Source organism: Exilibacterium tricleocarpae (assembly GCF_007004655.1).
In the GTDB taxonomy this organism is placed as follows: Bacteria; Pseudomonadota; Gammaproteobacteria; order Pseudomonadales; family Cellvibrionaceae; genus Exilibacterium; species Exilibacterium tricleocarpae.
Genome location: NZ_ML660097.1, coordinates 170,580 through 197,480, shown reverse-complemented (window position 1 = coordinate 197,480; position 26,901 = coordinate 170,580). Strand labels below are relative to the sequence as shown.

The following is a 26,901-nucleotide window of genomic DNA, read 5'->3' as shown; positions in this document are numbered from 1 at the left end:
ATATCTCAAGCGCCATACCTGGCCTTGGCTTTGCGCCGGTAGGCATGCAACAGCGGCTCAGTGTAACCGTTGGGTTGCGTCTTGCCCTCGAACACCAGCGCACAGGCCGCTTGAAAAGCCACACTGTTATCGACATCAGGTGCCATATTGCGATAAGCGGGGTCGCCGGCATTTTGCCCGTCCACCACGGCGGCCATGCGGCGCAGGGTTTCCATCACCTGTTGCTGCGAACAGATACCGTGTTCCAGCCAGTTGGCGAGATGCTGGCTGGAAATTCTCAAAGTCGCCCGGTCCTCCATCAGCCCGACATTGTTGATATCGGGCACTTTCGAACAACCCACCCCCTGCTCCACCCAGCGCACCACATAGCCGAGAATACCCTGGGCGTTGTTGTCCAGCTCCGCCTGGACCTCGGCCACCGTCAGGGTTGCCGGATCGGCCAGCAGCGGGATATTGAGAATATCGTCGAGACTGGCTCGGGGCCGCTGCGCCAGTTCCGCCTGACGTGCCTGCACGTCGATGCGGTGGTAGTGGATACTGTGCAGTGTGGCGCCGTTGGGCGAGGGCACCCAGGCGGTCGTGGCGCCGGCGTTGGGGTGGCCGCCTTTCTGCTCCAGCATGGCCGCCATTTCATCGGGCATGGGCCACATCCCCTTGCCGATCTGCGCCCTGCCCTGCAACCCGGTTTCCAGGCCCACATCCACATTCCAGTCCTCGTAGGCGTTGATCCAGGCCTGCTGCTTCATTTTGGTTTTCGCCACCATCGGGCCGGCCAGCATACTGGTATGAATTTCATCGCCGGTGCGATCCAGAAAGCCCGTGTTGATAAACACCACCCGTTCGGCAGCCACCCGAATGCACTCCTTCAGGTTCACAGTGGTGCGGCGCTCCTCGTCCATAATACCGACTTTCAAGACGTTGTCCGCCAGGCCCAGCGCCGCTTCGATACGGCTGAAAAGATCGCAGGTAAACGCCACCTCGGCGGGCCCGTGCATCTTGGGTTTGACAATATAGACGCTGCCGGTGCGGGAGTTGGCGAGCCGGTTTTGCCGCTTCAAATCGTGCAGGGCTGCCAGACTGGTTACCATACCGTCGAGAATGCCCTCGGGTATTTCGTTGCCGTCGCTGTCCAGCACGGCATCGGTGGTCATCAAGTGTCCGACATTGCGCACAAACAACAGGCTGCGACCGTGCACGCTAAACAGTTCGCCATTGCTGTCGCGGTAATCGCGGTCGCTGTTCAAGCGCCGGGTCACAGTGGCGCCGCCTTTCTCGAACGTGTCCTCGAGAGTGCCTTTCATCAGGCCGAACCAGTTGCCGTAAACCTCCGCCTTATCCTCGGCGTCGGCGGCGGCAACCGAATCCTCGCAGTCCATAATGGTGGTAACCGCCGCCTCCAGCAGCAAATCCTTGACACCGGCGGCGTCGGTTTTGCCGATAGCCGAGGTGGGATCGATTTGAATTTCGATATGCAGGCCGTGGTTCTTTAACAAGACCGCGCTGGGGCTGGCGGCACTGCCCTGATAACCGACAAACTTTTCCGGCTGGGCCAGACCCGCCTCGACACCCCCGGCCAGCGTCACCACCAGGTGACCTTCCCTGACGCTGTAACCGGCGGCATCGGCATGACTGGCATCGCGCAGGGGCGCGGCCTGGTCCAGCAGGTCGCGGGCGAAAGCGATCACCCTGGCACCACGCACGGGGTTGTAGCTGCTGCCGCGTTCGGCACCCCCGTCTTCGGCGATCACGTCAGTGCCGTAGAGCGCATCGTAGAGACTGCCCCAACGGGCATTGGCGGCGTTGAGGGCAAAACGGGCGTTTTTCACCGGCACCACCAGTTGCGGGCCAGCCTGTACCGCGACTTCGTCGTCGACCCCCGCCGTCGTTACTTTGAAATCCTCGCCCTCAGGCAACAGGTAACCAATATCGATCAAAAAGGCCTTATAGGCAGCGGCATCGTGGGGTTGGCCGGCACGGGCCCGGTGCCAATCGTCGATCTGGGTCTGGAGTTGATCGCGCGTCGCCAGCAGGGCCCGATTGCGAGGCACAAAATCGTCGAGGATCGCCTCCAGTTGTGCCCAAAAGTGTGCCGACTCTACCCCGGTTCCCGGAATGATCTGGTCGTTTACCAGGTTGTAGAGCACTTCGGCGATCTGCAAACCGCCACTTTGAATTCGAGTGGTCATAGGTATATTGGCCTCGAGTCTGTGCGTTGGGGAGCTCGATCCCGGTTGGTGTAGTGCGTAAATTCCGCGTCGATACCGCCCGGAAGAGCCCGTGGAAGACGGGTATTATTGTCGCGGCCGGCGTTGGTGGCTACGGATTTTAGTGAGCGGGGCATAATTTCGCTAATTTATAGCTCTTATACCCACTATTCTGGCTGCGAATAGTGGTGTCAGCCTCAGTCGAGTTTGTGGGCCACCGTCGACACCAGATCCCGCATCCATTTGTGCCCGGCATTGTGCTGCAACAGCGGGCTCCACGCCATTTTCAATTCCAGGGGCGGAATGTCAAACGGCGGCTCCCTCGCCACCAGGCGCGGATTGTCGCGCTGCAGGCAGGCGGCCTTCGAGGGAATGGTAACCACCAGGTCGCGCTGTTCGGCCAGCAGCATGGCCGACTGATAGTGGCGGGTAAACACCTTGATCTGGCGTTTTTTGCCCGCCTTTCTCAGCGTCTCATCCACCCAGCCGAGCCGTTGCACATCGTCGGGATTGACTCCCACGCCCACGCCCATGCCGGTTTTACTGACCCAGACATGGTGGGCAAGGAGATAGGCATCCAGATCGAAGTGCTCGAGAATCGGGTTGTCGGTACTCATCAGGCAGGAAAAGCTGTCCTTCCACAGGGTTTTCTGGTGAAACGACTGGGGCATGGAGTCAAAGCGGTTGATCACCATATCCACCTTGCCCTGTTCCACATCGAGAAAACTCACATCGCTCGGCGTCATGATATCCAGGGTAATACCGGGGGCGCTTACCCGCAGCTCACTCAGCAGCCCCGGCATCAGCGTGGCTTCGGCGTAGTCGCTGGCCATAATCCGAAACACCCGCTCGCTGCCGGCGGGGTCGAAATCCGACTGGGGCTGGACGACCCGCTCCACATCGAGCAGCACCCGGCGCACCACCGGTTCCAATTCCCGCGCCCTCTCCGTGGGGGTCATTCCCTCGCTGGTTCGCACCAGCAGCGGATCGTCAAACAGGTCCCGCAACCGGCGCAGGCCGTTACTCATGGCCGGCTGGCTGATCCCCAGGTGATTGGCCGCCTTGGTCACATTGCGCTCGCGCAGCAGGACTTCCAGATAAACCAGCAGATTGAGATCAACCCGATTGATATTCATCCCACCCCCTCTCATGCCGCCATTGCTTGTTTCATTCACGCAGAGAATAGCGAAAATAAAAAGTATAAATTAGCGAAATCATATGCGGCTGTCTAGAATCCTCTACATATCGCCTGGTACAAATTCGATGGACAGGCAGAAAGTACCAGGCAGAAAGTACCAACAGAAAAAGCAAGTACCGACAGGTTTAAGCGAAAGTACCGACAGGTTTAAGCGAAAATACCGACAGGTTTAAGCGAAAGCACCGAAAGATAAAGAAAGCACTGTCAGGCAGAGAGTACTGATAACCCCATCCAACCGATCGCAGAGGACAGAGGATAAGCAGATGTCAGCAGATAACGCTCCAGGCGGCTACGACCGCGCCGCCGAAATCGCGGCCATAGAGAAAGACTGGGCCGAGAACCCCCGCTGGAAAAATGTCAAGCGTACCTATGGGGCCGCTGATGTGGTACGCCTGCGCGGTTCCGTAAAGAAAGAAAATACCCTCGCCCGCCGCGGCGCCGAAAACCTGTGGCGCCTGATCAATGAGGGCGGGCGCCCGGCTTTCCGCCCGGAAAAAGACTTCGTCAACGCCATGGGCGCATTGACCGGGGGCCAGGCGGTACAGCAGGTTAAAGCGGGCGTACAGGCTATCTACCTGTCCGGCTGGCAGGTCGCTGCCGATGCCAACACGTCGGAAACCATGTATCCGGATCAATCCCTCTACGCTGTGGATTCCGTGCCGACAGTGGTGCGCCGGATCAACAACGCCTTTACCCGCGCCGACCAGATTCAGTGGAAAACCGGCAAAAACCCCGGCGATGAGGGCTATATCGACTTTTTCGCTCCCATTGTGGCCGATGCGGAAGCCGGCTTCGGCGGCGTGCTCAACGCCTACGAACTGATGAGCAATATGATTGCAGCGGGCGCCGCCGGCGTCCACTTTGAAGACCAGTTGGCCTCGGTAAAAAAATGCGGTCATATGGGCGGCAAAGTATTGGTGCCGACCCAGGAAGCGACACAGAAGCTGGTGGCCGCGCGCCTGGCTGCAGACGTTGCCGGTGTACCGACTATCGTGCTGGCGCGCACAGACGCCAACGCCGCCGACCTGCTCACTTCCGATTGCGACGACTACGATAAGCCGTTTACCACCGGCGAGCGCACGGCGGAAGGTTTCTATCGCGTCAAGGCCGGTATCGACCAGGCTATCGCCCGCGGCCTTGCCTATGCGCCCTACGCCGATCTGCTCTGGTGTGAGACGGCAACCCCCTGCCTGGAAGAGGCGAAAAAGTTCGCCGAAGCCATTAGAAAGGAATACCCGGACCAGTTGCTGTCCTACAACTGCTCGCCGTCTTTCAACTGGAAGAAAAATCTCGACGATGCCACCATCGCCAAGTTCCAGACCGAACTGAGCGCCATGGGCTACAAGTTCCAGTTCATTACCCTGGCCGGCATCCACAATATGTGGAACGGTATGTTCAACCTGGCCCACGGCTATGCCCGTCGCGATATGTCCGCCTATGTGGAATTGCAGGAAAAAGAATTCGAGGACGCCGCCAAAGGCTACACCTTTGTGGCGCACCAGCAGGAAGTGGGTACCGGCTACTTCGATGATATGACGACCGTAATACAAGGTGGCCAGAGTTCAGTTACCGCCCTGACCGGTTCTACTGAAGAAGAGCAGTTCTGATCCGCACAGCAACAGCATTCTATTAATGCGTTTGCCGGGCAGCCTCAGGGCTGCCTTTTTTGTGTGCGACAAGCATGGCGCGAAGCACTTTGACCGACACTGTTCCAGTACCAGCGGTGGTGCCGAGATGACAGGGGAAAGATCGCCGGGTGGAATCCAAAGCAAACGCATGCGTCACATCGACCCGGCGCACAGCAATCGCACACCGGCAGTCTTTAAACGGGGAGACCCGGCACCACTATGACTGCCGGCACGGCTGCCCTCAGGCCGGCATACTCAGCGGTTCGGCCGCGACGATGACACCATTGTTATCGGCGTAGACATATTCACCGGGCACAAAGGACACGCCGCCAAAGGTTACGGTCACGTTTAAATCGCCAATCCCTCTTTTTTGCGTTTTCAACGGCACGGTGTCCAACGCCTGGACGCCGAGATCGAGCGCGCCTATGGCATCCACGTCGCGGATACAGCCATAGATAATAATCCCCTCCCAACCGTTGTCGACTGCAGATTCGGCGATCATATCGCCAAGTAGCGCGCGCCTTAGCGACCCGCCACCGTCGACCACCATGACTTTGCCGCGACCTGGCTGCGCCGCCTGCTCCTTAACCAGCGAGTTATCCTCGTGGCACTTCACGGTCACTATCTCCCCGCCGAAGGCAAAACGCCCGCCGAAGTTGCTGAGCATGGGCTCCATCACGCGCACCAACTCGGGGTGGGCATCGCACAGGTCCGGCGTTGAATAGGGCATAAACGTTTCCTTAAATGGTTTCAGCTAAAACAGAGCTACAACAAGACACCCACCTGATTACCTTCGTAGGCAAGGGGGAATTTTTCCAGCGGCGCCAGGCTGGCCGCAACGCCACCACGGGCACCACCGGTTTGTAAATCAAACTCGATACCGTGCAGCGGACAGCGCAGCCAGCCGCTTTGCACAGTGCCATGGGTCAGTGGCGCGTCCATATGCGGGCAGCGGTTGGCGATCAGGTACGTCTCGCCCTGCACCTGCAGCAGCAACAGTTCGCGGCCGGCAACTTTAAACGGCCGGGAATACCCGTCGTGAAGACGGTGCAATTGTTCCAACGGATAAAACGTCACTGTGTTGCTCCTGCGATCGAACACTCACCACCGGTACTCTCGACGCGCGTGGTAAAAGCACAACAATAGCACTACAATGCCGGCCTTCAAATTACTACAGCACTATGACCCAGCTCAGCGTTACCGATATCGATTACCGGCCGGACAGCCGCCCCCTGTTCGAGGCGGTCGCCGACCTGCCGCAGGCGGTCTGGCTCGACAGCGGACGGCCGCGCAGCCGCTTCGGCCGCTATGATATCATCGCGGCCGCCCCCGAGACGCTGCTCACCACCCGCGGACTCTGCACCGAAGTGACCACCGCCAGCGGCAAGCACTCGGCCCGGGACAACCCATTCGCGCTGGTGCAGGCTCACCTGGAGCCACTGCACACCAGTGTCGCTAAAGACCTGCCCTTTTGCGGCGGCGCGCTGGGCTATTTCGGCTATGATCTGGGCCGGCGCCTGGAGCGATTGCCCAGCCTGGCGGCGGCGGATATCGACCTGCCCGATATGCAGATCGGCATCTACAACTGGGCTTTGGTGCAGGATCACCAACAGCGCCACGCCTGGCTGCTGTGCCTGCCCGACTGCGCCCCGACTCACCGGCGCGACATCCTGCAAAGAGTATCAAAAAAAGATACAAAAAATGTTAATAATTTCTTTAAAATTAAAAACTTAAAATCAAATTTTGATGTAAGTTCTTACAAAGAAAAACTCGCCAAAATCGATGCCTATATCCACGCCGGCGACTGCTACCAGGTGAACTTCGCGCAGCGCTTCAGCGCTGACTTCGAAGGCTCGCCCTACGCCGCCTATCGGCGGCTGCGACAAGTCCTGCCATCACCCTATTCCGCCTTTATGGACCTGGGAGACCAGGCGGTGCTGTGCCTGTCACCGGAGCGCTTCATCCACCTGGCCGGCCAGCAGGTCGAGACCAGACCTATCAAGGGCACCCTGCCCCGCGGGGCCAGCGCCGCCGCCGATCGGGCCAATGCCCAGCGCCTGCAGGCCAGCGCCAAAGACCGGGCGGAGAATCTGATGATCGTCGATCTGCTGCGCAACGATCTCGGTAAGAGCTGCCTGCCGGGCAGCGTCAGGGTACCGGAGCTGTTTCGGCTCGAAAGTTTTCCCAACGTTCACCATCTGGTGAGCACGGTCACCGGCACGCTGAGCAGCGACCGATCGCCGCTGGCGCTGCTGCAGCACTGTTTCCCCGGCGGTTCCATCACCGGCGCGCCCAAACTGCGGGCGATGCAGATAATCGAGGAGCTGGAGCCGTGCCGGCGCAGTATATACTGCGGTAGCATCGGGTATATCAGCGCCAACGGTAACATGGACACCAATATCGCTATCCGCACCCTGGCTTGCGACGGCGACCGCATCCACTGCTGGGGCGGCGGCGGTATCGTCGCCGATTCAGAGCCCGATCTCGAGTACGCTGAAAGCCTGGCCAAGATCCAGGTGCTGCTTGACGGCCTCAGTGCGTGAGGCCGCGTTTCGGAATTACCTCAGGGTTCCAGGTTGCGCGAGCTGGCCGCTATGAACTGGGCCTGTAATTCCTCGTAAGTGTTCACGGCGGGATACTGGGGAAACTCATCGATCACATTCTGCGGTGCCCGGAACAAAATGCCGGCATCGGCCTCCGCCAGCATAGTGGTATCGTTGTAGGAATCCCCGGCTGCTATGGTGCGATAGTACAGCGACTTGAACGCCACTATGGCCTGGCGTTTGGGATTGGCCTGGCGAATGGTGTAATCGGTCACCTCGCCGCTGGAATCGACGGTCAACCGGTGACACAGTAGCGTTGGATAGCCGAGTTGCCGCATAAGCGGACCGGCAAATTCGTAAAAGGTATCGGACAGGATCACCACCTGAAACCGCTCGCGCAGCCAGTCAATAAAGTCCTTCGCGCCCTCCAGCGGTTGCAGCCCGGCGATAACCGCCTGGATTTCGTTGAGCCCCAAGCGGTGTCTGGCCAGTTCCTGCAGGCGCATGGTCATCAACTCGTCGTAATCGGGAATATCCCGGGTGGTCGCTTTCAGCGCATCGATGCCGGTCTTCTCGGCGAACTTAATCCAGATTTCCGGAATCAATACCCCTTCCAGGTCGAGACATGCCAGTTCCACACAGAAATCCTCGTTGTAAAGTGAAATTGTATAGTGAAGTCTTACCGCCCGGCGTTTGCGGGACGGGCTGTCGGTGCAAATGTTTTCGCGCGAGGCATTATTTAGCCGAGCCTTCTTTTTAAAGTCAGGTCTGAACTAATTGGCTTCCGTTAAAGGCGCGGACGTTCGCCTCCAATGCTCTCTTTCACTTAAAACCTACTTTTATGGTGGTGCTTAAGCAAAGACGTGCCACTTGACCGGGCTGCCTCTGGAGGCGAACGTCGGTTTTAGTGAGTGCCATCCAAGCCAGTCCTTTTGTCAAAACCCAGCCAATCTAACGTTTTCGATCCGGGGGCGCAAATAGCTGTCGCCTATACTCAGACTGTTTTTTCACGTGGAACATATATTAAAAGATGGATGTTTATTATTCTGCTTATAAATTAACTTCATTTAAAAATCTCTCTAAGCCTTTGTTTTTTAAGTGAAATAATCATACATCTAGTACCTATAGGATTTCCAACCACTAGATATTGTATATTTATACGCCGAGATGGTGATTTAAAAGTCAATGTTCCACGGAGCTGGCCAGCACCGCCCCGTGTCGGTGGGACTGGTTATAACGCTATGCTGGTTGATTCTTTTTAAGTTCAAATAGCGTCTGGTATCCTTCGCAACCTGCCGGTAGCCCTGGCCCACAGGTCACCACCCTGTGACAGCCCATTGCTGTTTGGCAACCGATTGCCCGTTAACGACCGGAAAGCTGACAATGACCACCGAAGTTTTGGATACCCTGGACCTGGACCGCCACCTGCAGTCGCAATCCCCCCTGGACGTGATCAAGTACGCCCTGGAACAGTTCGACAATATCGCCATTTCGTTCAGCGGCGCCGAAGACGTGGTGCTGATCGATATGGCGATGGAGATATCCCCCCACGCCCAGGTGCTCTGCCTGGACACCGGCCGCCTGCATCCGCAGACTTACCGCTTTATTGACCGGGTGCGTGAGTTCTACGGTATCGACATTGATGTGTTATCCCCGGATGCCGCGGCCGTGCAACAGTTGGTCAAGGCAAAAGGTCTTTACAGCTTCTATAAAGACAACCACCAGGAGTGCTGCGGCATCCGCAAAATCGCGCCGCTGCGCAAAAAGTTGCTGGAGGTGGACGCCTGGATTACCGGACAGCGCAAAGACCAGAGCCCCGGCACCCGCGCCGGCATCCCGGTCATTCAGGACGATAAGGTCTTCGCCAGACCCGACGCCAGCCTGACCAAATTCAACCCGCTGGCCAACTGGAGTTCGCAGCAGGTTTGGGCGTATATTCGAGACCGCGATATACCCTACAATGAGCTTCACGACCACGGCTATATCTCCATCGGTTGTGAGCCCTGCACACGCCCCGTGGGACCCAACCAACACGAGCGGGAGGGTCGCTGGTGGTGGGAGGACGCCACTAAAAAAGAATGCGGTCTACACGCTGCCAATGGCCGCTGACGGCGAATCATGGGAAATCCAACCGGGTACTATACCGGGGACACATACCGGGGACAGACACTATCGGGGGCTACCCTATCGGACCCCGAAGCAGAGGAAAACACGACGTGAAAATTACCCTCGTAAAAAAGTTGCTTGCCGACGGCTCGCCCTGCAAAAAGTGCGGCGATGTGCTGCAAAAGCTGGAGGAGTCCGGCTATATGAGTCGCATCGACGAGGTCCTGGTGGCCGACGAGCGCGATCCGGACAGTGCCGGCATCAAAGTGGCGGCGCAGCACAACGTCAATCGCGCGCCTTTCTTCGTGGTGGAGGAGGACGGCAAAGCACCGGTGATATACACGGTTTACTTCAAGTTCGTGAAAGAAGTGCTGGCGCAGAAAACCAGCGAGACGGATGAATTGAAAGAAATTATGAACGACAACCCGGACCTGGATTATATCTAAGCGGGCTGTATAGTTCAGGCGAACGCTGCCGCCCTCGGCAGCCGAAAATCCGGGGGCCACAAGCCTCCGGTCCGGCGTACTCCTTATACATGCATCTTATGCGTGCTTCTTGTACAGGTTCCCTGCCGGTAAGCCCGCCGGCCAGGGGCCGATGCCAGGACCGCCCCAATCGCCTTAAGGCCGGCCCCGGCTAATAGGTCGGCAACTCGATATGCTGGAACAACTCGTCCAGTTCGGCCTTCGAATGGCGGTTATAGGCCTCGCTGACAATTTCCTTGTTAAGGTGAGGGGCAAACTGCTCGATAAATTCATACATAAAGCCACGCAGGAAAGTGCCGCGCCGAAATCCGATCTTGGTGGTGCTGGGCTGGAACAAATGGCTGGCATCCAAAGCGACAAGATCACTGTCCCCTTCTTCGTCATAGGCCATCTTGGCCACAATGCCGATCCCCAACCCGAGCCGCACATAGGTTTTTATGACATCCGCATCGGCAGCGGTAAACACCACTTTGGGCGCCAGCCCGCGCTCGATAAAGGCCTCGTCGAGTTTCGAGCGGCCGGTAAAACCAAACACATAGGTGACGATCGGATGCTTGGCCACGTCCTCCAGCGATACCTCAGACACCTGGCACAGCGGGTGATCCTTGGGCACGAGTATGCAACGGTTCCAGCGATAGCACGGCATCATAATCAGGTCGCTGAACAACTCCAGGGCCTCGGTGGCGATGGCAAAATCCACCGTGCCATCTGCCGCCATCTCGGAGATTTGCATGGGCGTGCCCTGGTGCATGTGCAGAGATACATCCGGGTAGCGCTCGATAAACGTCTCGATGACCTTGGGCAGCGCATAGCGCGCCTGGGTATGGGTGGTCGCCAGGGATAAACTGCCTTTGCGCTCGTTGCTGAATTCTTGTGCTACCTGCTTGATACTCTCGACTTTTCGCAGTATCTCCCCGGCGGTCTTCAGGATAGCCTCGCCCGCGGGGGTGATGCGGGTCAGGTGTTTACCGCTGCGAGAGAAGATTTCTACACCCAGTTCATCTTCGAGAAGTCGTATTTGCTTACTGATACCCGGCTGTGACGTGTATAAACTCTGGGCTGTTGCCGAAACATTCAAATCGTGGTGTGCCACTTCCCAGATGTACCGCAACTGCTGCAGTTTCATAAATCCCTCCGAATGGCCGCAGTCTTATTAAGCTGATTATAAAAATAGAAGAAAATATTCTTTTCCAGAATAGTAACAAATAGATATATTTGCCAGCCATATTTTTAAATTTGTACTGATAAATGCCCGTTTCTATAACCTTGGCCTATATGCATGGATATAATTCTCTATATAATCGCGGGAGCGGCCGTCGGTATGGCAGTGGGTTTAACCGGTGTGGGCGGTGGCTCCCTGATGACGCCACTGCTGATTCTGTTCGGCTTTCCCTATAACGTCGCTATAGGCACTGATCTTCTCTACGCGGCGATTACCAAATCCGGCGGCGTGGTAGCGCACCGGCGCGCCGGCAATATCCGCTGGGACCTGGTTTGGTGGTTGGCCGCCGGCAGTATCCCGGCAGCTGTCGCCACCGCGGCACTGCTGAAAACCGTGTTCGGCGGCGCCGAAGACTATAAAACACTCCTTACCACCAGTCTGGGGATCATGTTGATCCTGACTTCGGCGGTGCTGCTGTTCAAAAACCGCATCAAGGCGCGCTGCCAGTCCGCCCCCGAACCTCGCTGGATAGACCGCCATGCTAAGGCGGTTACCCTGGTATCCGGCGTACTACTGGGTGTATTTGTTACCCTTTCATCGGTTGGCGCCGGCGCCTTCTGTGCGGCACTGCTGTTGGTGCTCTACCCCCACCTGCCGGCGCTGAAAGTCGTCGGCACCGATATTGCCCATGCCGTGCCGCTCACGTTTATCGCCGGTCTCGGACATCTGGCGCTCGGGAACGTGGACTTTATGCTGCTCGGCTGCCTGCTGATCGGCTCGCTGCCGGCGATCCACTTCGGCACACGCCTGGGCTCAAAGCTGCCCAACCAAGTACTGCAACCGATTCTGGCAACACTGCTGATGATGCTCGGTGTCAAGTTTGCCTTTTTCTAGGTATTGCCAGTGGCGCGCTAGGTAGAGGAAGACAGATCGGCCCGGCGCACCATCGGCACCACATAGACGGGAACCTTGGCTCGCAGTAATACTTTGTTGGCTACCGACCCCAGCGTGTGATCATCCATGGCTTTGCCGCTGTGACTGCCCATCACGATCAGGTCGACCTGCCGGCGACCCGCTTCCTCGAGAATGACCTGGGCAGGTTGACCCTGCAATACCTGAATATCATCGATGAAACTGATATCGTCCTGACTGTCCATATATTCCTGCGCCAACACAACTTTTACCCGGGCGCGAATGGAGGCCAGCATCTCCTCCACGCCCGCCGTGGTCAGCGCCTCGCCCGAGGCCTGCGGCAGATAACTCTTTACCATGGCATTGGCGAAGCTGCCAAGCGGCTCAACCACATGCACCACTATCACCCGGGCCTTACAGGAGCCGGCGAGAGCAACCACGTGCTGAAGAACATAGGAGGTAAACACGCCGAGGTCCGTGGCAAACAGTATCGTTCGAATCATAGTCCCCTCTGTAAGTACCGGCCCAGCCCGGTCGAGGCACCGAGCTAATGCGCTTCAAACCTAAGCATAGTCGTACCGGAACCAGGCGTCGCAGTACCAGCAGCAATACCTGAATCAACAACAATAGTACCGGAACCCACAACAGCGGGGTCGCGCCCGCAGCGCCGATCTGGCTGAAAACCCGACCCGGTGCCCGCGGCCGCCGCGGTACAGGCGAACGTCACGACTGCGGTGCGGGTTCATTGGCGACGCCGTGGGGTACGTGGCCGGTCGCCACATGCTCCTTGGCAGACAGGCAATGACTGGGCTGATCATCAAAAAAGACGTCGGCACCGTAAGCTTTCAAAAACTCGCCCTTGTCGAGGCCACCGAGAAACAGCGATTCGTCGATGCGAATATTCCAGGCGCGCAGTGTGCGAATCACGCGCTCGTGGGCGGGCGCCGAGCGCGCCGTTACCAGCGCCGTGCGAATGGGACAGGACTGGTCGGCAAACTCGTGCTGCAGGCCCTGCAGCGCGGCCAGAAAAGCTTTGAACGGCCCGCCGCTCAGGGGTGTTTTGGCGGCCGCCCGCTCGCTTTCCGCAAACGCTTTCAAACCCTGGGTTTTATAGATTTGCTCCGCCTCATCGGAAAACAGTACGGCGTCGCCATCAAAGGCAAAGCGCAGCTCATCGCCCTGTTGCTGATCGTTGTTGGAGGGCATCAGGGTCGCCGCGGCGATGCCGTGGTCGAGTGCGTTGCGCACGTCCTCCCCTTCGGTGGACAAAAACAAATGGCAGCCAAAAGCGCCGACGTACCGATAGGGGCTGGCGCCACCGCAGAACGCGGCCCGGGTGATCTGCAAACCGTAGTGCTCGATCGAGTTGAAAACCCGCAGTCCCGTGTCTGCGCTATTGCGCGACAGCAGGATCACCTCAACTCGCGGTTCGCCATCCAGCTTGTCGTTGATACGCAACAGTTTCTGCACCATGGGAAAGGCGTCGCCGGGCGCCAGCACATCCCCTTCGTGCTCGATCTGGTAGTGGGAGTAAGCATCGAGACCGTCGCTGATGTAGACCTGGTGACTGTCATCGAGATTGAACAGCGCCCGCGAGGAGATCGCAATTACCAGTTTGCTACCAAATCCTGTCGGCATGGCCTGTTCCTGAGAGGTCTCTGAAAGTTATCTGCAAATATCTGGTACTATTCTACGAGTTAACGGGAGCCGTGTCAGCTTATGCAACTAGCCGCCGCACACCTTTGGTTAAGGGACAACGACCTCGGCACTGTGGTGCAGGCCACCCGGCTCGGCGGCGGCGATATCTGCGCGACCTGGTATATCGAAACAGACTTGCAGCAACGCTTTTGCCTCAAAGTGCTGGAGACGGCACCCGCCGATATGTTCCACAGCGAAGCCGCCAGTCTCGAAGCGATTCACAATACTGGCACACTGCCGGCACCGGTGGTGTTTGAAGCCCAGGCGCAGTTTCTGGCCATGGAGTATATCGCGGCGGGCACGCCGGCTGGCGATTACTGGCAGCAGCTCGGTCGCGGACTGGGTCTGATGCACCGCCAGCCGGCACCGCACTTCGGCTTTGGTAGCGATAACTATTGCGGCACCACGCCACAACCCAATCCGCGCTGCGACTGCGGTTTCGATTTTTTCGCCGAGCAACGCCTGCTTTACCAGGCGCGGCTGGCCCAGCGGCGCGGCCTTTTATCGAGCGGCGACTGCCAGGGCATCGAGCAGCTCGCCGCCAGGTTGCCGGAGCTGGTGCCGGAGCAACCGCCGAGCCTGGTGCACGGCGATTTGTGGTCCGGCAATATTCATATAAACAGCGCCGGGGCACCGGTACTGATTGACCCCGCCGCGCACTGGGGCTGGGCCGAGACCGATATCGCCATGACGCGTCTGTTCGGCGGCTTCGCCGAGGATTTCTATCGCGCCTACCTGGCGGTAAACCCGCTGGCGCCGGGGTGGGAACAACGGCTGCCGCTCTACAACCTCTACCATCTGCTCAACCATCTCAACCTGTTTGGCCGCAGCTACTACGGACAGGTGCGGTCAGTTTTGGCTGCTTTTCAGTAACCGCTCATTTGCTTCAGGCAACTGATGGTGATCGAGCGCATCGGCTCAGTGTACAGGTCGGCGCGGCCGCTTCAGGGCAACAGCACCACCGAGCCGGAAGTCTTCCTGGCCTCCAGGTCGCGGTGGGCCCGAGGCGCTTCGGCCAGGGCATAGGTGTGGTTGATATTCACCGTCAGCACACCTGCCTCCAGCAGTGCAAACAGCTCCCGCGTTAATGCCAGACGCTCCGCCGGGCGCTCGATGTAGTGCCATAAGGTGGGGCGGGTTAGAAACAGCGAACCTTTCTGCGCCAGTGTCAGCGGTTTGACCTCCGGTGCCGGCCCCGACGCATTGCCGTAACTCACTAACATACCGCGGGTGGCGAGGCTGTCCAGCGAAGCGGCAAACGTATCCTTACCGACCGAATCATAGACAACCTCCACCCCGCGCCCCTCGGTCAGTGCCCGCACCCGCTCGGCAACCGCCTGCTGGCGATACAATATAACGTCGTCGCATCCTTGTTGTGTTGCCAGCTCCGCTTTCGCCGGCGAACCCACACTGCCGATCACCCGGGCCCCCAGGTGCTTGGCCCACTGTACCAACAGCAATCCCACACCGCCGGCCGCCGCATGCACCAGCACCTGCTGGCCGGCCTGCACCGGGAATGTCTTACGCAGTAAAAAAGCGGCGGTCAGCCCCTTTAGCAATACTGCCGCGGCCGTGGTATCGTCGATGCCGTCAGGCAGTGGAATAAGGTTGTCTGCCGGCATAATACGGGCCTCGGCATAGGCGCCAATCGGCCCCTGGCAATAGCCAACCCGGTCACCGATGGCCAGGTCGCCGCACTCTGGTCCTACCGCCTCAACGACCCCGGCCGCCTCTACCCCCAATCCCGAGGGCAGCTCCAGGGGATAAAGCCCGGACCGATGGTAGGTGTCGATATAATTCAGGCCGATCGCGGTCTGCCGCAACAACACTTCGCCCGCACCGGGCTCGTCGAGTGTCTGCCCGGACCACTGCATGACTTCGGGCCCGCCCTGCTCGCTCAGGCAGAACCTTTTTACGTTAGTTTCCATCGATAACGACTCCTTCACTGCTGCTGGTTGAGATTGATTACCGCACTCTCATCGCGTTTGTTAGATGATCATCCAGACACTCTGAGAGCGCTGGAACAGATTTGCTGACTGAAAAACAACACTGGGCATAAGAAGCCGCTTCTGCCATTATCATGCGAATCAGATTGCGTGCCAATAAGTAAACCCATATTTCCTTTTCAATCATATCAGGTGCTTTGCAGCTCAATGTCTCCATGTCAAGTGTCGTCTAGCGCAAGTGGACGCAGAATTACCGGACTTAATCAAAGAGCCTACGAAGAGGCGAAATAGATGCAAGCCCATTTATTCGCACAGTAATAACATCTGCCTGTGAGGAAACAGGTTCATTGATCATTACGTATCATTGAGTCTGGCTTCAAGCTTTTAAAAGAGGCTGTTTTGTACTCGAAAGGACATAGGTAAATTGGCGCCCTTATATTCGATACAACCTTGAGAAGGTTGCACCAGTTTAAATGCAAACGGAAACTGTATATTCCGTATCTGATTATTGGGAATCACGTTTTGCTGCGGCGTCACACCGGCATTATTCACCGATTCGTAAACCCAGCAAGCAGGTGACCGTAAGCCCAGAAACTCATTGTCTGACACTGTAAAACTGTGCCTTGTATAAATTTTGATTACAGCGTCCAGGGCACAATCAGTGACGCCAGACTGATCAAATGAATTAGCTTTTATGACGTGTGTGCCTTGTTCAGCACCTTTGTCATGGGTCCAGACTTCCGTTCCATGGGCGTTGCAACAAGTATTTCCAACACAGTTTAAATCGCCACCTTCAAAATACACTAGGCTGGCAGCGCTTGTGGTCTCCAAATCGCGCAAATAGTTGTTAGTTATGTTAGTAAACTGAGCATCTGTCTGAATGACACGAGCAGCGACTGATGTATCCGACAAAGTGCTATTCATACCCAAGATTTGATTATCTTGGAAACTGACTCTTGTATTTCCGGCACCGTTACCTTTCAAAGCCCTGACAATAAAACGTACACTTTCAGTCATGGTATTGTGACTAAAATTCAGTTCTCCACCTACCAATCCATCGGCAAGCATCCCACTCATCAGATGAGTATGATTTTGGGCAATGTGAATAGGCAGGTCGAATGGCGGCGTAACTGTGCGCAAGATTGTCAAATCGCTTTGAATGATTGCACCGGAAAAATGATGTGACCAGGGTGTAACTAAAGATGTAGCTATAAGAGCAGCCCTGTTTATTCGTTCTATGGATGTTGGGAACAGGCTGGAACGGGGAAAACCGCTATCTCGGAACAATCAGCATCACGCTTTTTGGAGTAACTTCTGTTTAATCGTGTCAGAGTTGCATTATCCCCTGTTGCTCTTCAACGGGTAATGTCCGCTGTCCCTCTGTAATTCGTGCCAGAGTAAAATCTGTTTATTACTGTTATTTAGAGGGAGAATATGGCCAGTTCGGCAATTCGTGCCAGAGTGGATGAGCCACTAAAAAAACGGTGCCAGCAGAGGATAAATTGACCTCAAAAAAATGGGGTCAGAGTCAATTTAAGGGGATTTTTTCCCTCTTTTTTTTCAAATTTTTATCTGTTTAAATGCCGGTTACTTGACCAAAACAACTCATCGATTGTGCCAAAGCAATCACTGACAAGTTGGCTAAACTGGATCAGGACCTGATTTCTAAATGATGTGGCAACCCTGTAATAGTTGCATCGCTACACGCTTTAGAGCCTCGTTAGACTTACTTTATTTTATTGCGGGAGAAGGAAATTTTTATGCAAGAGCTTTCCGGTTATTACAATCATTCAGCAACCCCATATCCGACGCCGCTGTTTACCACTAGATTGAACAATGTGACTGCAGATGAGGGGCGGCCTTTACCGGGTGACATGCGAGAGGTCATGGAAGCTATCTTTGGAATTGATCTCAGTGATATACGCCTGCATAGAGACGACCTTCCCGGTTTATTGGGGGTAAAGGCCTTTGCCGTCGGGCGCGACATTGTGGTTGTGCCTGAGTGCCAGTTGGATTCGCCGGAGGGTTGGCATATCTTAGGGCATGAATTAACCCATGTGGTTCAACAGGGGATGGGGTTACTGGATCATATCCCGGATGATCGGGCTCATCTGCATATCGACTGGCTGCTGGAAACCGAAGCCGAACTTATTGGAAGCTATGCCGCACAGATATCTGACAGCAGAACTCTGCCGAAAAGCCCGGTATATTTGTCCTCACCAATCACCCGCTCTTCATCGAGGACAATCCAGTGCCTGATGTCGCTGGAAGATTTTAAAACGGCGACGAATGCTGCGGGCAAGCGCAACAAAATCACTGCAGTACAGAATGAACTGCAAGCGTTTCACACACTTGACAGCAAGGAACCAAAAGACTACACCGCCATACTGAAACAATTAAGGAAGTTGTACGAGTCCTGTAAAACCTACCATAAAGAGCGGCCGGGGAGCAATCGTAAAGCGGGTGTGGATAGACTAATGAGGGAGATAGGGTTCGAAGAGGTAGTGTTGACTTCACTGGCGAAATACCATACCGCCGGGGATGAATTAGAAAAGTGGGACTACCTCGATGAATGTATGGCCCGCTATCAAAAAATTAGAGGTCGCAGCGAGTTTACTCGTAAGCTGCTGGGGCCTGAGCTGGATGCGTTGATGACTAAATACAGTTCAATCAAAGCAACGGATTTAACCACCGCCATAGTAAAAAAAGATATCGAAGCATTGAAAGCGGCTGCCAAACGAACGGATATTCCCGATATTTTGAAGTCCTGCATTACTGAGGTGACTGCGCCAAATAATTTGAAAAACTTGGATATGACTATTTGGATGCCGGGGGCGAAGTACAACACAGTTAGAGATAAATCTCTCCAGAAATACACACTTAAGCACACTCTGGCGCAGGGCAGGGGCAAAAACTTCCGCCTTGGTTCTCTATTGCATGAGCTAACACATGTATCGATTGCCGAGACTTATTCAAACAGTGTATTGATGCTAGCAATAGGTAGCGAAGCCACTGATACAGAAATACTTAATGAAGCGCGGTTGCGCAAATCGCATATCGGAGCGCTAAAAGAAGCGATAAAAACCACATCTGACCAGGATCTAGTACCTTTTCTTAAGAAGGAAATGACAGATAAAGCAAACTATCCTGTCAGTGGCAAGCTTATTACTTACTTATCGAACTTCAAAACGAAAATGCCGGAGGTTGAACATAAGCGCCTTTCGGCTCTGGCACGTTCCGGGCTTGATAGCGAGTTGATTGAATATGATACAGTGATCAATCAAATGATGATGTGGTGTTATCTTTATAACGTGGACCCGGAAAATAAAGTTTACAAATTGCTGAAAACATACGCTAGAGTCGCCTACGATCGCCGGGCCGCCTACCGTAATGGTGTGCGATCTATTGGCAACCGGCGACACAGTTTTTAAAGTTGAATGCGGGACGACTAAAAATCACCCCACAGATGTTGTAGTATACCGATGGCTACCAGCGGTGCCATCTCGGTTCGCAGCACTCGCGGTCGTCCCCCGCTGCATGCATTCCTGCTGGCGAAGGTCCCGAAGGACTAGGTCCGGAAGGAGGCAAAAGTGCCACTGAAGTGAAATTGTTTTCTGGTCGAGACACTAGATCTGGGTCAACAGATGTTCCCGCTCCCAGGGCGTGATAGTCGCCATAAAATCCTTGTATTCGGCATACTTCAATTCCCAGTACAAGGTGAGGAAGCGGGGACTGAAGACGTCGCCCAGCGCTTTGCATTTTTTCATATTGCCCAGGGCGCTCAACAAATCCTCCGGCAGAAACAGCGACTTGGCCGCATAGGCGCTGCCGGTCATTTCCCGACTTGGACTGAGACGCTGGCGCATCCCCAGCAACCCACAGGCCAGGGTTGCGGCAATGGCCAGATAGGGATTGGCGTCGGCACCGATCACCCGGTTTTCAACCCGGCGGTTGGCGGGCTCAGAGGCCGGAATGCGCAGCCCGACAGTGCGGTTTTCATAGCCCCAGTGCGTGGTTACCGGCGCAAACGCATTGCGGACAAAACGCCGGTAAGAATTGATAAACGGGGCAAACATCGGCAATAGCGCGGGTATGTATTTTTGCAGACCGCCGATGTAGTGATAGAGATTGTCATGGTTGCGCCCCTCGGCATCGACAAATACGTTGTCGCCGGTTTCGATCGCGTAAACACTTTGATGGATATGCATGGCATTGCCCGGTTGATCGGCTACGGGTTTGGCCATGAAGGTAATCGTCTTGCCGTGCTCGGCCGCCGCTGCCCGGGCCAGGCGCTTGAACATAAACGTCTGATCCGCCGCCGCCAGCGGATCACCGTGTTTCAGGTTGATTTCGAACTGCCCCGGGCCGGCTTCATGGGTAAGCACATCGATATTGACACCCAGCGCTTTCCCATAGGCGTAAATACTGTCGATCAACCCCGCGTATTCCTGCAAAATATCGACACCGTAGGACTGCTGGCCCGACTCTCTGGCACCATTGGAGAGAATCGGACGCGCCAGAGGTAGATTGGGATCACTGTGCAGCTCGGCGATGTAGAATTCAAATTCAGGCGCGACCGTAGCTTTGAAACCGAGCGCCGCAAAGTGTTCGATAACCGTCCTTAGCGCCTGCCGGGGCACCAGGTCGGACGCCTCGCCATTGTCCTCGCGGGCGTCACAGATCACCGATGCCACCCGCCCCTGGCGCCAGGGCAGGACCCGCAGGGTCGACAGGTCCGGCTGTAAATTGATGTCCGGTTCCTGCACGGCAACCACACCGGCGTCAATGGTGCGCCCCTGTACATCCTGGGAAAACAACGACTCGGCAATCCGCAGATGGTCGTCGCTTACGGCCTGGACAAACTTGTCCGCCGGCAGCACCTTGCCCCGGGCGATACCCGCGGCATCGGCAGCGACACATTCCACTTCATCGATATCGCGCTGGTTTAACCAGTCCGGTAGCGATGTCCGGGTCGGCGTCTCCGCCGCCTGCGTATTTTCCAGCGTTTTGGTCATATCGATACTATCCTTCTCCATATCTTTTTATCTGTCTGTCCGACTTGTCGTCTTAACCGAGGTGTCTAAGTTGTTGACCGACTTGTCCGGCGTGCCTGCGGTACCGAATCGCGACGGGTCTCCTGCGTTTGCGCCGCCTGCCAGCTGGCGGCTGCTTGCAGGCATCTTGATGGTTTGATAGCGTCAACCGTCTATAGCAGAGACGTGTGCCTCCACTCCACCAGCGTCCACGGCGGCGCCACCGGATCGGCGGCTGGCACGGTGATATTGAACGACACCATTATAGCGGAGCTTTTTCATGCCCTCAGCGAATCGAGACCAGGGTACCTACGACACCGCCGACTACCAGGCGGCCGACGGCAGGCACCACCTGCATCCCTTCACCGATTTCAAATCACTGCGCAGTCGGGGTACCCGGGTCATCACCCGCGCCCAGGGCATTTACCTCTGGGATTCGGAGGGCCATAAAATGCTCGACGCCATGGCCGGTCTGTGGTGCGTCAACCTGGGTTATGGTCGCGAGGAACTGGCCCAGGCGGCCTACACGCAAATGCAGGCGCTACCCTACTACAACAGCTTCTTCCAGACCACCACCCAGCCGGCCATCAAGTTGGCCGAAAAACTGGCTGAGGTGTCACCGGAGAGCCTCAATCACGCCTTTTTTACCGGTTCGGGATCGGAATCCAACGACACTATCATACGCATGGTCAGGCGCTACTGGCAGTTGCTCGAGCAGCCGCAAAAAACCGTGATCATCAGTCGCAACAACGCCTACCACGGCAGTACCGTGGCGGCCACCAGCCTCGGCGGCATGCGCTATATGCACGACCAGAACAGCCTCGCGATCGAGGACTTTGTCCATATCGACCAACCCTACTGGTTTGGCGAGGGCGGCGGGCGTCCGGTGGAGGCGTTTGGGCTTGCCGTTGCACAGCAGTTGGAGAGCAAAATTCTCGAGTTGGGGGTGAACAGAGTTGCCGCCTTTATTGCCGAACCGGTGCAGGGGGCCGGTGGTGTGATTATTCCACCGGCCAGCTACTGGCCGGAAATTCAACGTATCTGCGACCACTACGGCATACTGTTGATCGCCGATGAAGTCATCTGTGGTTTCGGTCGTTTGGGCGCCTGGTTCGGTTCCGATCACTTCGGCATCAGACCGGACCTGATGACGATTGCCAAAGGGTTGTCATCCGGTTATCTACCCATCGGCGGGGTCCTGGTCGGCGACCGGGTCGCCGGGGTTTTGATCGACCAGGGAGGAGAATTTGCCCACGGCTTTACCTACTCGGGCCATCCCACCACGGCGGCCGTAGCGCTGAAGAACCTGGAAATCCTGCAACGCGAACAGATCATTGAAACCGTCGCCGCGCAGACCGCCCCCTATCTAGAGGCCGCCTGGGGCAAACTGGGCGAGCATCCCCTGGTGGGGGAAGCGCGCAGCCTGGGCCTGCTGGGGGCGATAGAGCTGGTAAAAGACAAGCAGTCCCGCATCCGCTTTGACGACAAGGGCAGTGCCGGCGCCCTGTGCCGCGATATCTGTTTCGACAACGGGCTGGTGATGCGGGCAGTGGGGGATACCATGGTAATCTCCCCTCCCCTCGTCATCACCACTGCCGAGATTGACGAGTTGGTTGAAAAAGCATCCCGATGCCTGGACAAGACCCTGGCGGCCATCAACGACGGTAAATTGTCCGACTAAATCAGCCCCCTGAACGCAGCACCGGCGGGCCTTCATGCGCTGAGGCCCGCAACCGGCACTTGCCCGCTATGACAACTCGGGCACCGCGGCCCTGCTCTCAAAGTAATCACGCGTCAGTTTCACCACGACCGGACTCAGCAGAATCAAACCGATCAGGTTGGGAATGGCCATCAGTGCATTGAGAATGTCGGCCACAATCCACACCAGATCGAGTTTTACGACCGCGCCGACCGGAATCGCAAGCACCCAGGCCACCCGAAACGGCACTATGGCCTTGACGCCAAACAAGTACTCGGCACAGCGCTCACCGTAGTAACTCCAGCCCAGCATAGTGGTAAAGGCAAATAACACCAGCCCCAGGGATATCACGGTATCGCCGTAGGGCAGTACCATATTGAAGGCGGCCTGGGTCATATTGACGCCCTGCGCGCCGCTGGTCCAGACACCGGTCACCACGATACACAGACCCGTCACACTACAGACGATCAGGGTATCGATAAACGTGCCCAGCATGGCCACCACACCCTGGCGTACCGGGCTGTTGGTCTGGGCGGCGGCATGGGCAATAGGCGCACTGCCGAGGCCCGCCTCATTGGAGAACATACCGCGCGCCACGCCGCGCTGAATCGCCAACCAGACCGATGCCCCGGCGAAACCACCCACCGCCGAGACCGGTGTAAAAGCGCTTTCCACGATGGTGACGACCGCCGAGGGGATCTCAGTGAAGTGAAACGCCAGCACAACCAACCCGCAGGCGAGGTAAGACAGTGCCATAAACGGCACCAGCTTGCCGGCCACGTTGCCGATGCGCTTGATGCCGCCGAGCAACACCAGCGCCACCAGCACCGCCAGCACCACGCCGGTCAGCATCACCGGCACCGCAAAAGACTCCCGCAGCGCATTGGCAACGGAGTTGGACTGTACTGTGTTGGCAAGGCCGAAGCCCGCCAGGGTACCGAAAATGGCAAACAGAGTGCCGAGCCATTTCCACTTTTCCCCAAGGCCGTTTTTGATGTAATACATGGGGCCACCCACCCGGCGGCCCTCTTCGTCCACTTCGCGATACTTGACCGCCAGCACCGCCTCGGCATATTTAGTGGCCATGCCGACCAGCGCCGTGCACCACATCCAAAACAGGGCCCCCGGGCCGCCGATACCGATCGCGGTGGCGACGCCGGCGATATTGCCAGTGCCGATAGTGGCCGACAGTGACGTCATCAGGGCATTGAAAGGGGTAATATCGCCCTCTCCCTGACTCTTGCGGCCGGAGAACAGCTGCTTAAAACCGTAACCTATTTTCTTGAGCGGCATAGCCCGCAGGCGCACCATCAAAAACAGTCCGGTGCCCAGCAGCAGCCCCATCAGCGGCTCCCCCCACAACAGATTGCTCAACTTACCGGCGTACTCGATCATTACTTCCATAGTTATTATTCGCTTTTCAATAGAGTTATGTTTTAGCGTTAGATTTCTGCATTACAATCAGTTCGCGCTGCCCGGGCGCGTCGGCAGTGGCTAGGTGTTCGAATCGGTAATCGACGCCAGCAGTTGCCGGCGCTGGGGAAACAAGCCGAATACTCCACCGGTGTGAATAAAGACGATATCGCCGTGTCGCGGCAGACCACCGGCTTTTATTTCGCTTATCATGCCGTGGAAAGCCTTGCCTGTATAGACGGGGTCGAGCACCAACCCCTCAAGCCCGGCCACCAGTTTAATGGTCTCGAAGACCTCCGGCGATGCCTTGGCATAGCCGGCACCGATATAGCGGTCGTTGGTGATGACATCGACCTGCCCCAATTCTACCTCGACCGCATAGCACCGCTGCCACTTCAGCAGATCGTCGCCGACCTTCTCCCGAAAGTAGGCCGCATCATCACAAACCGCCATGCCCACCACCCGGCAGCCCAGTCCCAACAGCCTGGCGCCGACCGACAAGCCGGCCTGGGTCCCGCCGGAACCGGTGGCAGTAACGATATGGCTCGGGGCGATTCGGTGGGTGTGGAAATCCTCTGCCAATTCTTCGCAGGCCCTGACATAGCCCCAGACGCCGATCTCATCGCTGGCACCGGTGGGTATGGAAAATGCCTTGCGACCCAGGCTGCGATAATGTGCCTGCCAGCGCTGGAAAATAGCCTCAAGATCGGTTTGAAACTCAGCCTGTGCATAGTAGCTGACCCGGGCCCCGGCGAGGTAGTCGAGCAATAGATTACCATCGACCTCTGCCGGCGCCTCGCCCCTGAGTATCAAGTGCACACTGAGCCCCAACTGGGCCCCCAGTAATGCCGTAGCACGGCAGTGATTCGATTGCAGACCGCCGCAGGTAAGCAGCGTATCGCAGCCTTGGCGCTGCGCCTCGGCCAGCACGAATTCCAGCTTGCGCACTTTGTTGCCGCTGAGCACGCTACCGGTGAGATCGTCACGCTTAACCCACAGCCGTGGCCCCCCGAGATGGTCCGACAGTCGATCGAGCGGCTGCAGGGGTGTCGGCGTCCGTGCCAGCGCCAGACGCTGGGGGTAGACGAGCGTCATCGGGGCGAGCCGCCGGCCGGTATTGCCGGGGTCGGCCTATATGGCTTTGATGGTGCCTTTGGGCAACACAGCATGGACGGAGCCTTTTTGAAACTTCAGCTCGATATTATTGCCGGCATCGACAACGATATAGTCGCCATCCACCTTGGTGATCTTGCCCAGCAAGCCGCTGTTGAGGACGATTTCATCGCCCTTATTCAACGAACTGACCAATTCCTGGTGTTCCTTCTGGCGTTTGCGCTGGGGTCGGATGATGAAAAGATACATGAACACAAATAAGCCGCCGAACATGATCAGCGTGATCATGGGGTTGGCTTCCGGCGCCGGGGCCGACTGTGTTTGTGCCATAGCGGCAGGAATCAGAAATTCCATGCAAATTACCCTTATTAGTCGTCTCTGGAAAAGCGGGTAACTCTACCGTGTTTGGGGGGCACAGGCAATCGCCCGTCGATCGACAGGAGGGATACCGACTGGGTAATTTCGAGCGCCCCTAAAAAACCACGCCGGCAGCGGAGTTACCCCTGCCAGTGCGGTGTGCTGGGCGCCCGTAGCTTACTAAGCGTAGTCTCGAAACAGTTTTCTAAACGTACTCGGAGACAGATTAGTCCAACGTTTGAAAGCGTTGGTAAAGCTGGTTCGATCGGAAAAATCCAGCGAGGCCGATATACTATCGATACTCAGATTTTGTTCGATCAGATACCCAATGGAAAAATGAAAACGGACTTGATCACGCAGCTGGGCGAAACTGATGTGCTGTTGCTGCAAACGCCTTTGCAGGGTTCGCTTGGACAGATTCAGTTCTTCAGCAATGTAATCAATTGCCAGCGGTGCTTTACCGATACGACGTTGCAAAACCTCTACAACACGACCGGGAACACCATATACTTCTGGTAAACGCGCCTGCTGGATATACTCGTCCAGAGACTTAACTCCGGCTACGGCAAACCCGGCTGCTTCATTAACGCGTTCTTTTGCTTGGGCAGATTGTATTTCAATCATTCTGGCCACTCCTTCTGCCATAAGTTCTATGGTTTCAATGTCATTAGGGGAGAATTCCCCTTGCCGAGGAGTGGTTGAGATAAAACACAACACCCCAAAAAGTTGTTGGCCCACTTTAATAGGCGTACCTATATAGGACGTGGCACCCAGACCATTATAAGCTACAAACGGAGATTGCACACGATCGGCACCAACTTTTGGCGCACATATCGTTTTTTCCTGCTGCACTATTTCATCGCAAAAACTTCCCGCCAAATCCAACTCCTGATCGGTGCTGAATTGTTCCGAGTTGCGAGTGACAGCCAGCAGCCGATGCCGCGACGACTCTTGGACTTTACTGACAAAGCCGTGTTGCGCACCGAACATTCGACAACCGCTGTCCAGGTAAGCCTGGTACTGAGCCGTCGAAGACTCTAAAGGATTTGCTAACAGATTGTATAGAAAGCGCAGCCGATCCGTAAAACTACCGAAGTCGTACTGAGCCAAGGGTGGAGTATGACAATCGTCAAGCTCCTGTTGGTTACTCCGCAACAAGGACGTCAACTTGCTCTCCATAGGGTATATAACCGCGCCCATCAAACTATTTGTGTGTCGGTCAGCCATGGCTGACTCCCGGTTGGCCTGTAAAACTGCCTGTAATTGACTGCCAAAATATGCCTAATAATTACGGATAACTAGTCTCATTCGCGCCAGCATGTTGTTTCACGCGCCAATAGTTCCGACTTATTAAGTCGATCACACTAATTTGAATTGCCTTAGAACTTTAGATAAAAAAGTTAG

Annotated in this window: 23 protein-coding genes; 8 read left to right on the top strand and 15 right to left on the bottom strand. The window is 56.3% G+C overall.

The genetic code is table 11. The annotated features are described in order from the left end of the window. Window positions 1–5 precede the first annotated feature (5 nt). Together FKG94_RS17700 and FKG94_RS17695 are read right to left on the bottom strand one after the other, a co-directional pair. Window positions 6–2,186: a malate synthase G gene (locus FKG94_RS17700; protein WP_142905659.1), complete on the bottom strand. Its 2,181-nt coding sequence runs from the start codon at window positions 2,184–2,186 to the stop codon at window positions 6–8. Window positions 2,187–2,401: 215 nt separating this feature from the next. Beyond that, on the bottom strand, window positions 2,402–3,340 hold the full coding sequence (locus FKG94_RS17695) for a LysR family transcriptional regulator (RefSeq protein WP_142905658.1): 939 nt from the start codon (window positions 3,338–3,340) through the stop codon (window positions 2,402–2,404). 325 nt (window positions 3,341–3,665) lie between these two features. On the opposite strand from FKG94_RS17695, the gene aceA reads away from it, so the two are divergent. Further along, window positions 3,666–5,009, top strand: coding sequence for an isocitrate lyase (aceA, locus tag FKG94_RS17690; RefSeq protein ID WP_142905657.1), 1,344 nt, complete (start codon window positions 3,666–3,668; stop codon window positions 5,007–5,009). Window positions 5,010–5,271: 262 nt separating this feature from the next. Here the strand turns inward: aceA and rraA are convergent, their stop codons facing one another. Together rraA and FKG94_RS17680 are read right to left on the bottom strand one after the other, a co-directional pair. Then, window positions 5,272–5,760 (bottom strand): ribonuclease E activity regulator RraA, encoded by a 489-nt coding sequence (gene rraA, locus FKG94_RS17685; RefSeq protein ID WP_142905656.1) that lies wholly within the window; start codon window positions 5,758–5,760, stop codon window positions 5,272–5,274. A 35-nt stretch (window positions 5,761–5,795) separates the two neighbouring features. After that, complete coding sequence (locus FKG94_RS17680) at window positions 5,796–6,107, bottom strand: Rieske (2Fe-2S) protein (RefSeq protein ID WP_142905655.1); 312 nt, start codon at window positions 6,105–6,107, stop codon at window positions 5,796–5,798. Window positions 6,108–6,211: 104 nt separating this feature from the next. Between FKG94_RS17680 and pabB the strand changes: the two genes are divergently transcribed. Beyond that, window positions 6,212–7,573 (top strand): aminodeoxychorismate synthase component I, encoded by a 1,362-nt coding sequence (gene pabB / locus FKG94_RS17675; RefSeq protein WP_142905654.1) that lies wholly within the window; start codon window positions 6,212–6,214, stop codon window positions 7,571–7,573. A 20-nt stretch (window positions 7,574–7,593) separates the two neighbouring features. Here the strand turns inward: pabB and thrH are convergent, their stop codons facing one another. Then, on the bottom strand, window positions 7,594–8,211 hold the full coding sequence (gene thrH, locus FKG94_RS17670; protein ID WP_142905653.1) for a bifunctional phosphoserine phosphatase/homoserine phosphotransferase ThrH: 618 nt from the start codon (window positions 8,209–8,211) through the stop codon (window positions 7,594–7,596). A 745-nt stretch (window positions 8,212–8,956) separates the two neighbouring features. Between thrH and FKG94_RS17665 the strand changes: the two genes are divergently transcribed. Both FKG94_RS17665 and FKG94_RS17660 read left to right on the top strand, forming a co-directional pair. Then, the gene (locus tag FKG94_RS17665) at window positions 8,957–9,682 is read left to right on the top strand and encodes a phosphoadenylyl-sulfate reductase (RefSeq protein WP_142905652.1); all 726 of its coding nucleotides are present in this window, start codon (window positions 8,957–8,959) and stop codon (window positions 9,680–9,682) included. A gap of 107 nt (window positions 9,683–9,789) precedes the next feature. Beyond that, window positions 9,790–10,125: a hypothetical protein gene (locus tag FKG94_RS17660; RefSeq protein ID WP_142905651.1), complete on the top strand. Its 336-nt coding sequence runs from the start codon at window positions 9,790–9,792 to the stop codon at window positions 10,123–10,125. A gap of 190 nt (window positions 10,126–10,315) precedes the next feature. On the opposite strand, the gene cysB is transcribed toward FKG94_RS17660, so the two are convergent. Beyond that, on the bottom strand, window positions 10,316–11,290 hold the full coding sequence (gene cysB / locus FKG94_RS17655) for an HTH-type transcriptional regulator CysB (RefSeq protein WP_142905650.1): 975 nt from the start codon (window positions 11,288–11,290) through the stop codon (window positions 10,316–10,318). Between the two features lie 153 nt (window positions 11,291–11,443). On the opposite strand from cysB, the gene FKG94_RS17650 reads away from it, so the two are divergent. Next, entirely contained in the window at window positions 11,444–12,220 is a 777-nt protein-coding gene (locus tag FKG94_RS17650; RefSeq protein ID WP_142905649.1) for a sulfite exporter TauE/SafE family protein, read from the top strand. Window positions 12,221–12,237: 17 nt separating this feature from the next. On the opposite strand, the gene FKG94_RS17645 is transcribed toward FKG94_RS17650, so the two are convergent. Continuing rightward, window positions 12,238–12,741: a universal stress protein gene (locus tag FKG94_RS17645; protein WP_142905648.1), complete on the bottom strand. Its 504-nt coding sequence runs from the start codon at window positions 12,739–12,741 to the stop codon at window positions 12,238–12,240. A gap of 220 nt (window positions 12,742–12,961) precedes the next feature. Continuing rightward, complete coding sequence (locus tag FKG94_RS17640; protein ID WP_142905647.1) at window positions 12,962–13,876, bottom strand: 5'-nucleotidase; 915 nt, start codon at window positions 13,874–13,876, stop codon at window positions 12,962–12,964. Between the two features lie 81 nt (window positions 13,877–13,957). On the opposite strand from FKG94_RS17640, the gene FKG94_RS17635 reads away from it, so the two are divergent. Beyond that, the gene (locus FKG94_RS17635; RefSeq protein WP_142905646.1) at window positions 13,958–14,809 is read left to right on the top strand and encodes a fructosamine kinase family protein; all 852 of its coding nucleotides are present in this window, start codon (window positions 13,958–13,960) and stop codon (window positions 14,807–14,809) included. 71 nt (window positions 14,810–14,880) lie between these two features. Here FKG94_RS17635 and FKG94_RS17630 read toward each other — a convergent pair whose 3' ends face one another. Both FKG94_RS17630 and FKG94_RS17625 read right to left on the bottom strand, forming a co-directional pair. Then, a complete protein-coding gene (locus FKG94_RS17630; protein WP_142905645.1) occupies window positions 14,881–15,864 on the bottom strand; it encodes a quinone oxidoreductase family protein in 984 nt (327 codons plus the stop codon). A gap of 402 nt (window positions 15,865–16,266) precedes the next feature. Next, complete coding sequence (locus FKG94_RS17625) at window positions 16,267–17,169, bottom strand: hypothetical protein (RefSeq protein ID WP_142905644.1); 903 nt, start codon at window positions 17,167–17,169, stop codon at window positions 16,267–16,269. Window positions 17,170–17,642: 473 nt separating this feature from the next. Here FKG94_RS17625 and FKG94_RS17620 point away from each other — a divergent pair, with 473 nt between their 5' ends. Next, window positions 17,643–19,313 carry an eCIS core domain-containing protein gene (locus tag FKG94_RS17620; protein WP_142905643.1) on the top strand — a complete coding sequence of 557 codons (1,671 nt, stop codon included), beginning with the start codon at window positions 17,643–17,645 and terminating at the stop codon, window positions 19,311–19,313. A 195-nt stretch (window positions 19,314–19,508) separates the two neighbouring features. Here the strand turns inward: FKG94_RS17620 and FKG94_RS17610 are convergent, their stop codons facing one another. Beyond that, entirely contained in the window at window positions 19,509–20,918 is a 1,410-nt protein-coding gene (locus tag FKG94_RS17610; protein ID WP_142905642.1) for a glutamine synthetase family protein, read from the bottom strand. Between the two features lie 277 nt (window positions 20,919–21,195). Here FKG94_RS17610 and FKG94_RS17605 point away from each other — a divergent pair, with 277 nt between their 5' ends. After that, the gene (locus FKG94_RS17605) at window positions 21,196–22,596 is read left to right on the top strand and encodes an aspartate aminotransferase family protein (RefSeq protein WP_142905641.1); all 1,401 of its coding nucleotides are present in this window, start codon (window positions 21,196–21,198) and stop codon (window positions 22,594–22,596) included. 66 nt (window positions 22,597–22,662) lie between these two features. Here the strand turns inward: FKG94_RS17605 and FKG94_RS17600 are convergent, their stop codons facing one another. The 4 genes from FKG94_RS17600 to FKG94_RS17585 form a co-directional block, all read right to left on the bottom strand. Further along, window positions 22,663–24,009 (bottom strand): alanine/glycine:cation symporter family protein, encoded by a 1,347-nt coding sequence (locus tag FKG94_RS17600; protein ID WP_425460054.1) that lies wholly within the window; start codon window positions 24,007–24,009, stop codon window positions 22,663–22,665. Window positions 24,010–24,108: 99 nt separating this feature from the next. Continuing rightward, window positions 24,109–25,122: a 1-aminocyclopropane-1-carboxylate deaminase/D-cysteine desulfhydrase gene (locus FKG94_RS17595; RefSeq protein ID WP_142905639.1), complete on the bottom strand. Its 1,014-nt coding sequence runs from the start codon at window positions 25,120–25,122 to the stop codon at window positions 24,109–24,111. A 36-nt stretch (window positions 25,123–25,158) separates the two neighbouring features. Beyond that, window positions 25,159–25,494 carry a preprotein translocase subunit YajC gene (gene yajC / locus FKG94_RS17590; RefSeq protein WP_142905638.1) on the bottom strand — a complete coding sequence of 112 codons (336 nt, stop codon included), beginning with the start codon at window positions 25,492–25,494 and terminating at the stop codon, window positions 25,159–25,161. Between the two features lie 183 nt (window positions 25,495–25,677). Further along, window positions 25,678–26,724 carry a helix-turn-helix domain-containing protein gene (locus FKG94_RS17585; RefSeq protein WP_142905637.1) on the bottom strand — a complete coding sequence of 349 codons (1,047 nt, stop codon included), beginning with the start codon at window positions 26,722–26,724 and terminating at the stop codon, window positions 25,678–25,680. Window positions 26,725–26,901: the final 177 nt, after the last annotated feature.

Excerpts from the sequence above, each read along its gene's own strand:
- FKG94_RS17700 (WP_142905659.1), bottom strand. The coding sequence starts at position 2,186 with ATGACCACTCGAATTCAAAGTGGCGGTTTGCAGATCGCCGAAGTGCTC.
- FKG94_RS17695 (WP_142905658.1), bottom strand. The coding sequence starts at position 3,340 with ATGAATATCAATCGGGTTGATCTCAATCTGCTGGTTTATCTGGAAGTC.
- aceA (WP_142905657.1), top strand. The coding sequence starts at position 3,666 with ATGTCAGCAGATAACGCTCCAGGCGGCTACGACCGCGCCGCCGAAATC.
- rraA (WP_142905656.1), bottom strand. The coding sequence starts at position 5,760 with ATGCCCTATTCAACGCCGGACCTGTGCGATGCCCACCCCGAGTTGGTG.
- pabB (WP_142905654.1), top strand. The coding sequence starts at position 6,212 with ATGACCCAGCTCAGCGTTACCGATATCGATTACCGGCCGGACAGCCGC.
- FKG94_RS17665 (WP_142905652.1), top strand. The coding sequence starts at position 8,957 with ATGACCACCGAAGTTTTGGATACCCTGGACCTGGACCGCCACCTGCAG.
- cysB (WP_142905650.1), bottom strand. The coding sequence starts at position 11,290 with ATGAAACTGCAGCAGTTGCGGTACATCTGGGAAGTGGCACACCACGAT.
- FKG94_RS17650 (WP_142905649.1), top strand. The coding sequence starts at position 11,444 with ATGGATATAATTCTCTATATAATCGCGGGAGCGGCCGTCGGTATGGCA.
- FKG94_RS17645 (WP_142905648.1), bottom strand. The coding sequence starts at position 12,741 with ATGATTCGAACGATACTGTTTGCCACGGACCTCGGCGTGTTTACCTCC.
- FKG94_RS17640 (WP_142905647.1), bottom strand. The coding sequence starts at position 13,876 with ATGCCGACAGGATTTGGTAGCAAACTGGTAATTGCGATCTCCTCGCGG.
- FKG94_RS17635 (WP_142905646.1), top strand. The coding sequence starts at position 13,958 with ATGCAACTAGCCGCCGCACACCTTTGGTTAAGGGACAACGACCTCGGC.
- FKG94_RS17630 (WP_142905645.1), bottom strand. The coding sequence starts at position 15,864 with ATGGAAACTAACGTAAAAAGGTTCTGCCTGAGCGAGCAGGGCGGGCCC.
- FKG94_RS17620 (WP_142905643.1), top strand. The coding sequence starts at position 17,643 with ATGCAAGAGCTTTCCGGTTATTACAATCATTCAGCAACCCCATATCCG.
- FKG94_RS17610 (WP_142905642.1), bottom strand. The coding sequence starts at position 20,918 with ATGGAGAAGGATAGTATCGATATGACCAAAACGCTGGAAAATACGCAG.
- FKG94_RS17605 (WP_142905641.1), top strand. The coding sequence starts at position 21,196 with ATGCCCTCAGCGAATCGAGACCAGGGTACCTACGACACCGCCGACTAC.
- FKG94_RS17600 (WP_425460054.1), bottom strand. The coding sequence starts at position 24,009 with ATGATCGAGTACGCCGGTAAGTTGAGCAATCTGTTGTGGGGGGAGCCG.
- FKG94_RS17595 (WP_142905639.1), bottom strand. The coding sequence starts at position 25,122 with ATGACGCTCGTCTACCCCCAGCGTCTGGCGCTGGCACGGACGCCGACA.
- yajC (WP_142905638.1), bottom strand. The coding sequence starts at position 25,494 with ATGGAATTTCTGATTCCTGCCGCTATGGCACAAACACAGTCGGCCCCG.
- FKG94_RS17585 (WP_142905637.1), bottom strand. The coding sequence starts at position 26,724 with ATGGCTGACCGACACACAAATAGTTTGATGGGCGCGGTTATATACCCT.